An 8,065-nucleotide genomic window follows, 5' to 3' on the forward strand; every position below is an offset into this window, starting at 1 on the left:
TAATCTCCATTCATTAAGCCCCTCTTCCACTTTGAATTTGCTTAACTTGCGTGTTGACTCCAACTTCAGTCAGAATGTGTTTAGACAGTTTACGAACTTCTTCTATAAAGTAACGATTAGGATGCAATTGTTTCATCTCTTGATTCTTCTTGAAAAATCTACTGATATCACCATCATTGATATGATCTTTAAAGCTGGTGTTGTAAGGTACTGTGAACACAGGGCCTTTGTATCTGAATTTATTGCAAATATTTTTGACCTTGTACTTTGAATCTTTATCGTATTGGCTAATCAAGAGAACATAAGGTTTCTTTTTCAGCGCTGGCGGTAGATTCTCTCTGTTTAAAAAGAATCTCTCCAATATATTGATGTTCTGGTTAACACAAACAACGATGAGATCAGAGATTTCCAAGAGTCCATGGATGACGCTACTATTGGTTCCGCTATGCAGATCCAAAATGACGGTGTCATAGTATTCTGTCGCCTTTTTGTATGCGATGTTAATGATTTCATTCGAATCCTCAAACTGTATTTTGTCTGTCTTGTCTGTACCCTTCAGAATATCCAATCGATCAGGCTCAACAATCAGGGCATTGTTCTTCACAGAATCCCTTTCCATTTTTCCAGAACGTACAGCTCTCTCTAGTGCATCCAAGCCACTACCTGTGATACTAAAAAATTCAGGATTTTGGCTCTTTATTGCTTTAGAGAATATCCGTTCCATCGTGGAATCTGAAAACTGAGGCTGTGATACCAGTGTTCGTATCTGATACTCCATTCCGATCAGAGAGGCCACTGCTGCCGCGCTACTTGTAACGCCATAACCATGCTGAAGCCCCCAAAACGATACAATACCCATGTTATTTCCCCCTCTTCGCCTGATTCCAGACCTTTTTCATCTCCTTGGCACTCTTGTCGAGGATTGTCCCTACAATGCCCATTAGGGTTTGTTTTAGAGCGCCTGAGAGCTTGTTAATTACGACAGTTGGCAGATGTTGATTCATGAACTTACTTTCCAAATCTCTTTCATCTGGGTAAAAGGTGAACGTTTCTTTCCAATCAATTGGATTCTGGTTAAATAAATCTCTTATAAATTCATTCGTGAATGAACTACCTTCGTTCACGATTTGATAGATTGGCACCAGATCTGACTGATTTTTTTCTTGAAAGAAAGCTGACATAAGCTGAACATTTTTTTGCAGTATAGTGTTGTCGTGGGATGTTACTAAGAAGTACACATCACACACTGGCCACTCTCGAATCAATTCAGGATTATTGATATCGATCAATACGTAATCGTATGAATCACTGGCCAGCAGGCTTTCGTAACGTTTCAGATTAACTGACTCTGCGATATCGAAACTATCATGCTGTTGGATATCCGCTTCAGTATCTACTTTGGGATACGTATAGTGGTAGTCTTTGGAGTTGGTCCCGTCTACAATAAGAACTTTATGATGGATAGACAGCAGCTTTGCGGTGTAAAACATTAAGTCCGTTTTCTCGTAGGAACCGATAAATAAGATCTTCTTCATGGCGTTGCCCCATTCTGCATATCTACACTGCTATTTTGATCATTGAAAATAGCTTCTGTATTTTGTTGGTTCACATCGTTGGCTTCGGTCATCAAATCATTTACTTGATCGGTAGTAGGCTGAGAATCGTTCTTTTGTGTTTCTTGAGCTTGCTGACTGTTATTGCGATTGTTCTTATAATCATTCAGCTGTTGAGTAGACATTGAACCCATTGCACTCTCGAGCTTCACGCGTTGTCTACGTTCTAATTCGGTTGTAGCCTTTTGTAGAATGTTTGGATCGCTGTCCATTAGGTCCAGAACATCCTTGTTAGCCGGATATGTCACAATTGCTTTTTCCTGTATGCCTGGTTCTACATAAGACAGTGCGTAAATCGTTGCATCTCGGATGTATGCATCAACAATTGCACTAGAAATATTAAGGATTTCTTTTTCATTCATCTTGTACCACACAGTACCTGTTTGCAGATCTTCTACACGTTTCTTTGAAAGAACGATGTAGTCCTGACCTGAAGGAAATTTAATCCGAACATCAACATAATCATTCTTTTGAAGTTTGGATGGGAGCTCCATCAGACTGAATTCCTGACTACGAATGTCTCTCGCCGTGACTTCATCCTCATAAATGACAGAAGAGGTGACTGCGGAATTCACCGGAAGTTCCACTTTTGCGAGTTTCCCGCGAATTAACTCTTTTGATAAAATCGTTTCTTCTGCCACTGCCCTGCGCGGCATCAGGCGTGTGTCTAGGTCACTTTCTTGAATAGGTTCACCAGAAGAAATATCACGGGTGACAACTTCCACCTTAACCATTTCTTCATTAAGAATTTGCTGGGTCTGTGCCAGTTCTTGTTCAACTGAAACTCGTTGTTCGGTGTACTTATTCTTCAAGTGATCAACATAGAGATAACCAGCAATGATGCAGAGCAGCAGGACAACAAGTGCGCCTACTCCCCCTGCTAAGAGCAATTGCTTCTGACGAAGCCGAATTTTGGACATGATCGTTTTCCCTTCAGATTAATTTTTAAGATACAAGATGATAAAAAGCATAATGACAATAACGCTCAGTAGAATAATGGCTGCCATGTAAACCCTGGTGCTCGTCTTCTTCCGCTTTTGGCCCATGTATTCTTTCAAGAATGTTTCCAGAACGTTATCTGTATCTCGCTGTGATTTATAAGGATCCGGATGTTGTGGAATGACATGCACTATTCCTGTGCCAAGTCCTTTCTGAACATCAGACTGAATCAATTTGTTAACGGTTGGGATACAATAGATCCATTTGCTCTGATCCCGATGTCGGTGTTCATTAGCGAATTCATATACCTTACCTTGTCTCCACTCAATTCCGTGACCGACAACGACTTGCACATGAGCCCTGTAGAACTCCTCCATGTATACCGTGTCACGATACGAACCCAGATCGAGGACGATGTAGTCATAAGACATTTCCAGTAGCTCCGGAACATCATATCGATAGTTTGACTTGTAATAATCCACGCCTTCAATCGTGAAGAATTGCTCATCATTTGGGACACCAGCCAATCCGTCATAGGCATTGGCTATTCTTGAAAAATCGTCTGAGTTGTTAGCCTCTATGATGGAAACATTCCGGCCCTTTCGGGATAAAAAATCGGCTATGAGTATTGCCGTATGTGTGCTACCCGCAGTAGGCTCCACACCTACAACAGCAATAATGACAGTTCCAATAATCGTTTCTACTAGAGTTTGCTTTTCTCGAATGGCTGGAGGATTAATCTCCAGCTCTTCAATTTGTTCAATCCCTTCGATTCCGCTCCGAGATTTCTGAGTCTCTTTTGGGGTCTTGGTTCCTTCTGCAGATTTAGTTTTGGTTTGCTCCTGCATCTGCTTTAGTATGATTTCTTCACTTCCGACATCCCATCGTGCAGCGTTGGCATAGGATGCTTCCTTTTTCAATTGTTCTTGAATGTAGATCGAAAGTGGCTTTCTTTGCAGCAATTCTTCATCGTCTTCATCGTCTTCATCGTCTTCATAACCTTCGATACTGGAGAGACTAGGAGCAACGAAATCAAAGACTTGAAACTTCAGTAATGTGTTGATGGTAAGATCCCCGGGTTCTCGGCCAGGTGCGACAACAATGATTCTTGATTTACGCTTCATTCTGATAGTCCGGATCCCTTTGATCATTCCAAGGTCATCCGTTGCGTTTATATCCACGATGAGAGTATGTATCTGTGCAGCTGATACAGATTGACAATGTTGAACAAAAGCATCTGCACTAAATTTCCCGGATTCTTCAAAAATGATGGTTTCATTCTCAATCGCTTTTTTGATTTCATCGATGAAATCCGGACTCGAAATTATCCCGTACAATGGCAGTCACCTCCTTTCCAAAAACCGAACCCAGGTTCGATTTACAGTTCTAATAATACACTATAAAAAGAACAAATGTCTATAAAGTTCTTTTAAAAAAACAAAATGAAATCATTTACGTTGTATGGTAAACTCAACTCAAGAAAACCATAAGGAGTAAGACTATGATTATTGGTAATAAATTAAGAAGATTACGCAAGGAACGTGGATGGTCCACTCACGATTTGGCTGAACAGGCCGGCGTATCCTCATCTCTCATTAACGATCTGGAGAATGAACGTGATCGAACGGTGACTCTCAGTTCACTGAAGAAAATCAGTGATTCACTCAATATTGCTTTGGTTGAGCTACTGCCAGTTCAATCTCATATGGGAGATCAGTCACTGACTACAGAAGAGAAGGAGCTCTATCATCTATTTCATTCACTAAATCCTGATCAACGATCAGCACTGGTTACTTTTTTGAAGACATTGGATTGATTACCTATAGTACTGCATGGCATTCACCGATTCTCCATTGATCTCCACTTGAAAGTGAAGATGTGGACCTGTACTTCCCCCGGTGTTACCTGATTTTGCGATTAATTGCCCTGCTTCCACGCTTTGTCCTGGCCTAGCCACAAAACTGTTTAGGTGCATGTACTTAGTCGTCATTCCATCACCATGATCGATAGCAACCATATTACCTCCGCTTCCAGCCCAACTGGTACTGACTACTCTTCCGGCTCGGGCTGCATATACATTTGTTCCTATGGGTGCTGGGATATCCGTTCCCTTATGCAACTTCTTTCGCCCTGTAATGGGATGTGTTCGCCAGCCGAATGGTGAAGATATACGCGTCAGATTTTGTTCTGTGGGCCATCCCATGGCTCCATCAACCGGTTGGAAAATTCCTGTGTCATCTTCCTCTACATCACCACTATCACCCTCAAAAGAGATCTTCCCATCGGAAACATTAAAGACATATTCCACTTTATCCATAACTTCTTGAATCTGATCTTGTTTGAGTTTCCCATCCGCTACAAGCATTTGAAGCGTCTCATCGAAATCTCTTAGGTAATAGTGAGTTTCGTAATACGAACAATCGTAAGATTTACCCTTAGCATCGGTACAGGTTTTCTCTACTTTCACCTGTTCCTCTCGAACAAAATAATCTTTGTATCCATAAGCTCTCTCAACACTAGATTTTTTGAAATTTTGATCTAGTATTACAGCATCCACGGCCATAATGTATTGCCAGGAGACTTTTACGCCGGTGACGGTTTCAATCTGTTCTGCTCCCTTCGTGTAGTAATCATACTCATCTTGGGAGCTACCTAACGGCATATGTTTTATAAATGCTATAGGTGCTGCGAATAGTAACATGATGAGCATTAACACCCCGAACACAATACCCAATCCGATTTTTATTGCTTTCTCCGGATCGGAACCTGCGATTCTGGCCACCCAGCCCCACATTATCGACCGCCGCCCTTACCAAACATTTCGAGTTCAAACGGTGATACCTCGAATGACGCATGGATCCGTCTATTCCCTGCAACGAATAATCCTTCTCCCCGGTTACCTGCCAACAGCGTTTCAACCTCTTTTTCAGATAAGGACATCAGGCTCTTCAGAGCAGCGATATCATGATCACCCTGACCCATGATGATTTTATAAACCGGATTGTCCATTAATGCTTGACCAAAACGTTTAACAGCTGGGTCCATAAAGTCAACCATGTTATGAGTGATAACCATCAAGCCACCCTCATATTTCCGGATCCGTTTGGATGTGTTCCGCATAAATTTAAGCGGCTGCGGATAATCAGGATCAACGATAAGATAAGTCTCATCTGATACAAATAAGATTCGTTCATTGCGATCCTCTGCAATTCGATTCCATGCCCAAGAAAGAATGTTGTACGTTTGAGCTTTCAGAACCTTCTCATCGGCCTCTAAGAGCCCGTTGATGTCCAAACATACAAATCGAGAATTACCTTCCAGAGTCGTTGGTCCTGCCCATAGTGCCTGGTCGGCTCCAATTGCTGACGACCGTAAGTATAAGCCTAGTTCGACCCATTCTTTCTGGTGCATACCAGTCTCTTTCCCTTTAGCGTCACAATAATCAACCTGAATTTCGAAAGTACGACTCTTTGAAAACGTGAAAAGGGCTCCAAATCTTTGGTAGAATGGTGTTTGTCCAATACAACATCACCCAAAGAGAGGAGCACCTTTTAGGTGAAGTCTACCACACCCGTTAGCAAAATCAAGACAGAATTTTCGCTGAATAACGCAACGAGCTTCGGAGGCATCAAAGTCTTCTTGGCCTTTCTCGAAAAAATCAAGCTTGCCGAGGCGATGCGCAGCCTCTCCGGCGGCAAAGCGCACAACTCGATTTTCCCTATTCATCTTATCCTGCTCTACCTCATCGTCGGCTGGATGCTCGGCTGCGAGCGGATTTTTCATTTCCGCAAACTGCAACATGACCCGCTGCTGAACCGTTTCCTGGGCGGACGTTGTCCGCATCATAGCTTGTTGTACAAGGAGCTTGGACGGCTTGGCCGGTCGTGTCCGCAGTTGCCGACTGAACTGCGGATACTGAATCAGGAAATCATCCGGCCCTGCCTGCCCTTTGACATCATTCTCGATCTGGACTCCACAGTAGAAACGGTATACGGCGATCAGACCGGCGCGGCCAAGGGGACAAACCCGCACAAGCCCGGGCGTAAAAGCTATCATCCGCTGTTGGCCTTTGAAGGCCAAACCCGCTTGAATCTGAACGCGACGCTTCGGCCGGGCAACACGCACTCCTCCACTGACGCTGCCGACTTCCTGCAGCAAACCTTCGAGCTCCTCGGCGATCGCAAGGTGAAGTACGCCCGATTTGACAAAGGCTTCGGCGGCGAAGACTTCTACAGCCTTTGGGAAAGCAAAGGAATCGGCTATGTCGGCAAGCTCAAATGGACACAGCGGCTGGAAAAAGAAGTTCAGGCCTGCCGCTATTGGACGCGCTATGTTGACGAAGACTGGATCATCGAAGGCATTACCTTGATCTATAAAGCGACGTCCTGGAAGAAGCCGCGGCGCGTGGCGATTATTCGTAAAGCGCAGGTGTTTGATGACGGACAAGGCCGGATCGTGTTCGATACAGACTGGCAATATGAAGCGATTGTAACCAATCTGGAATGGGAGCCGATCGATTTGTGGCGCTTCTACAACCAGCGCTGCTGCATGGAAAATTACATCAAGGAAGCCAAAAACGGTTTCTCGATCGATCGCATCGCCACAAGCGATTTTAAAGCGAATGAACTGGATTTGCTCATCAAGCTGCTTGCCTATAACTTGTTCGAGCGATTCAAACGCGATTGCTGCGAGCCGGTGCATCAAGGTTATACCATTGCAAGGTTCCGTCTGGAGTTCTTTCACTGCGCGGCGACGCTCATTCAGCACGGTCGATCTGTCGTGCTCAAACTGATGAAGAACTTCGCCGAACGCTATGCATGGAAACGAATCGAAGCCAGGGTGGCCTTGTTGGAATGATGATTCACAAAATTTTACATGGAAAGCGAACCAGCCTCTTCATTGGGGAGGGGGGAGGACTATCCACATGTGGATAATCTAGCTCGGACGGACGGGAAATTATCCACATTTTTGCATGGCTGATGCTGACCTTCTAGCAACAATGCCCCGTTATTATAGGCTTTCGAAATTCGGGTTTATCATAGATTGCTGTCTCCCGTTCTAATATGCTGCAAATGCATCTTAAACTTCTGTTCTTCTCTCGCTCTGCTTCTGTTCGTCTTCATCCCAGATGATATACTAGACTCCATTTTCTGTTCGTGTAAGACAACCACAGCTTGTGCTCGGTTATCTCATCTCTATATTCATACACCTTGTCCATATCCTGATAATGTCCTACTGCAGTAATAGGCAATCTGAGGCTGACTCTGCTCCTCACTATCTTGGAAAAATCCATAAACAATCCTTCTTTCGTAGACTCCATTAGAACGTTGGCAACATCATCTGGGATATCCCCAATTTTTCGCCGCGTTAATCTATGTAATTTGGATACGATTACTTTAGACAACAGTATCTTATAATCTTCAAGATCAGACACATACAGCTTATTAAACCACCCATCATCATGGGCGTAGTAAGCAAATCTTACTTTAGGTATTACCTGCAAGGGTTCGGCA

General features: G+C 43.6%; 8 protein-coding genes and 1 pseudogene. 2 read left to right on the forward strand and 7 right to left on the reverse strand.

Annotated elements, in window-relative coordinates; all coding sequences use genetic code 11:
- Positions 1 to 13: 13 nt before the first annotated feature.
- The 4 genes from C3B52_RS34705 to C3B52_RS34720 are packed head-to-tail and all read right to left on the reverse strand — an operon-like array spanning position 14 to position 3,889.
- Positions 14 to 859: a hypothetical protein gene (locus C3B52_RS34705; protein WP_103110897.1), complete on the reverse strand. Its 846-nt coding sequence runs from the start codon at positions 857 to 859 to the stop codon at positions 14 to 16.
- Position 860: 1 nt separating this feature from the next.
- Positions 861 to 1,535: a hypothetical protein gene (locus C3B52_RS34710; protein WP_103110898.1), complete on the reverse strand. Its 675-nt coding sequence runs from the start codon at positions 1,533 to 1,535 to the stop codon at positions 861 to 863.
- Positions 1,532 to 2,533: an SAF domain-containing protein gene (locus C3B52_RS34715; RefSeq protein WP_103110899.1), complete on the reverse strand. Its 1,002-nt coding sequence runs from the start codon at positions 2,531 to 2,533 to the stop codon at positions 1,532 to 1,534. The genes C3B52_RS34710 and C3B52_RS34715 overlap by 4 nt, the downstream gene beginning before the upstream one ends.
- Before the next feature lie 18 nt (positions 2,534 to 2,551).
- Positions 2,552 to 3,889, reverse strand: a complete 1,338-nt coding sequence (locus C3B52_RS34720; protein ID WP_103110900.1) for a hypothetical protein — start codon at positions 3,887 to 3,889, stop codon at positions 2,552 to 2,554.
- 164 nt (positions 3,890 to 4,053) lie between these two features.
- On the opposite strand from C3B52_RS34720, the gene C3B52_RS34725 reads away from it, so the two are divergent.
- Positions 4,054 to 4,368 carry a helix-turn-helix domain-containing protein gene (locus tag C3B52_RS34725; RefSeq protein ID WP_103110901.1) on the forward strand — a complete coding sequence of 105 codons (315 nt, stop codon included), beginning with the start codon at positions 4,054 to 4,056 and terminating at the stop codon, positions 4,366 to 4,368.
- Here the strand turns inward: C3B52_RS34725 and C3B52_RS34730 are convergent, their stop codons facing one another.
- Together C3B52_RS34730 and C3B52_RS34735 are read right to left on the reverse strand one after the other, a co-directional pair.
- Positions 4,369 to 5,334 carry a M23 family metallopeptidase gene (locus C3B52_RS34730; protein ID WP_235615960.1) on the reverse strand — a complete coding sequence of 322 codons (966 nt, stop codon included), beginning with the start codon at positions 5,332 to 5,334 and terminating at the stop codon, positions 4,369 to 4,371.
- Between the two features lie 11 nt (positions 5,335 to 5,345).
- Entirely contained in the window at positions 5,346 to 5,846 is a 501-nt protein-coding gene (locus tag C3B52_RS34735; protein ID WP_201264987.1) for a type IV secretory system conjugative DNA transfer family protein, read from the reverse strand.
- 261 nt (positions 5,847 to 6,107) lie between these two features.
- On the opposite strand from C3B52_RS34735, the gene C3B52_RS34740 reads away from it, so the two are divergent.
- Positions 6,108 to 7,409 (forward strand): IS1380 family transposase, encoded by a 1,302-nt coding sequence (locus C3B52_RS34740; RefSeq protein WP_090728284.1) that lies wholly within the window; start codon positions 6,108 to 6,110, stop codon positions 7,407 to 7,409.
- A 262-nt stretch (positions 7,410 to 7,671) separates the two neighbouring features.
- On the opposite strand, the pseudogene C3B52_RS37665 reads toward C3B52_RS34740, so the two are convergent.
- A pseudogene (locus C3B52_RS37665) lies at positions 7,672 to 8,065 on the reverse strand (hypothetical protein); the annotation flags it as partial.

This window comes from Brevibacillus reuszeri (assembly GCF_002897295.1).
In the GTDB taxonomy this organism is placed as follows: domain Bacteria; phylum Bacillota; class Bacilli; order Brevibacillales; family Brevibacillaceae; genus Brevibacillus; species Brevibacillus reuszeri_A.

Excerpts from the sequence above, each read along its gene's own strand:
- C3B52_RS34710 (WP_103110898.1), bottom strand. The coding sequence starts at position 1,535 with ATGAAGAAGATCTTATTTATCGGTTCCTACGAGAAAACGGACTTAATG.
- C3B52_RS34705 (WP_103110897.1), bottom strand. The coding sequence starts at position 859 with ATGGGTATTGTATCGTTTTGGGGGCTTCAGCATGGTTATGGCGTTACA.
- C3B52_RS34715 (WP_103110899.1), bottom strand. The coding sequence starts at position 2,533 with ATGTCCAAAATTCGGCTTCGTCAGAAGCAATTGCTCTTAGCAGGGGGA.
- C3B52_RS34725 (WP_103110901.1), top strand. The coding sequence starts at position 4,054 with ATGATTATTGGTAATAAATTAAGAAGATTACGCAAGGAACGTGGATGG.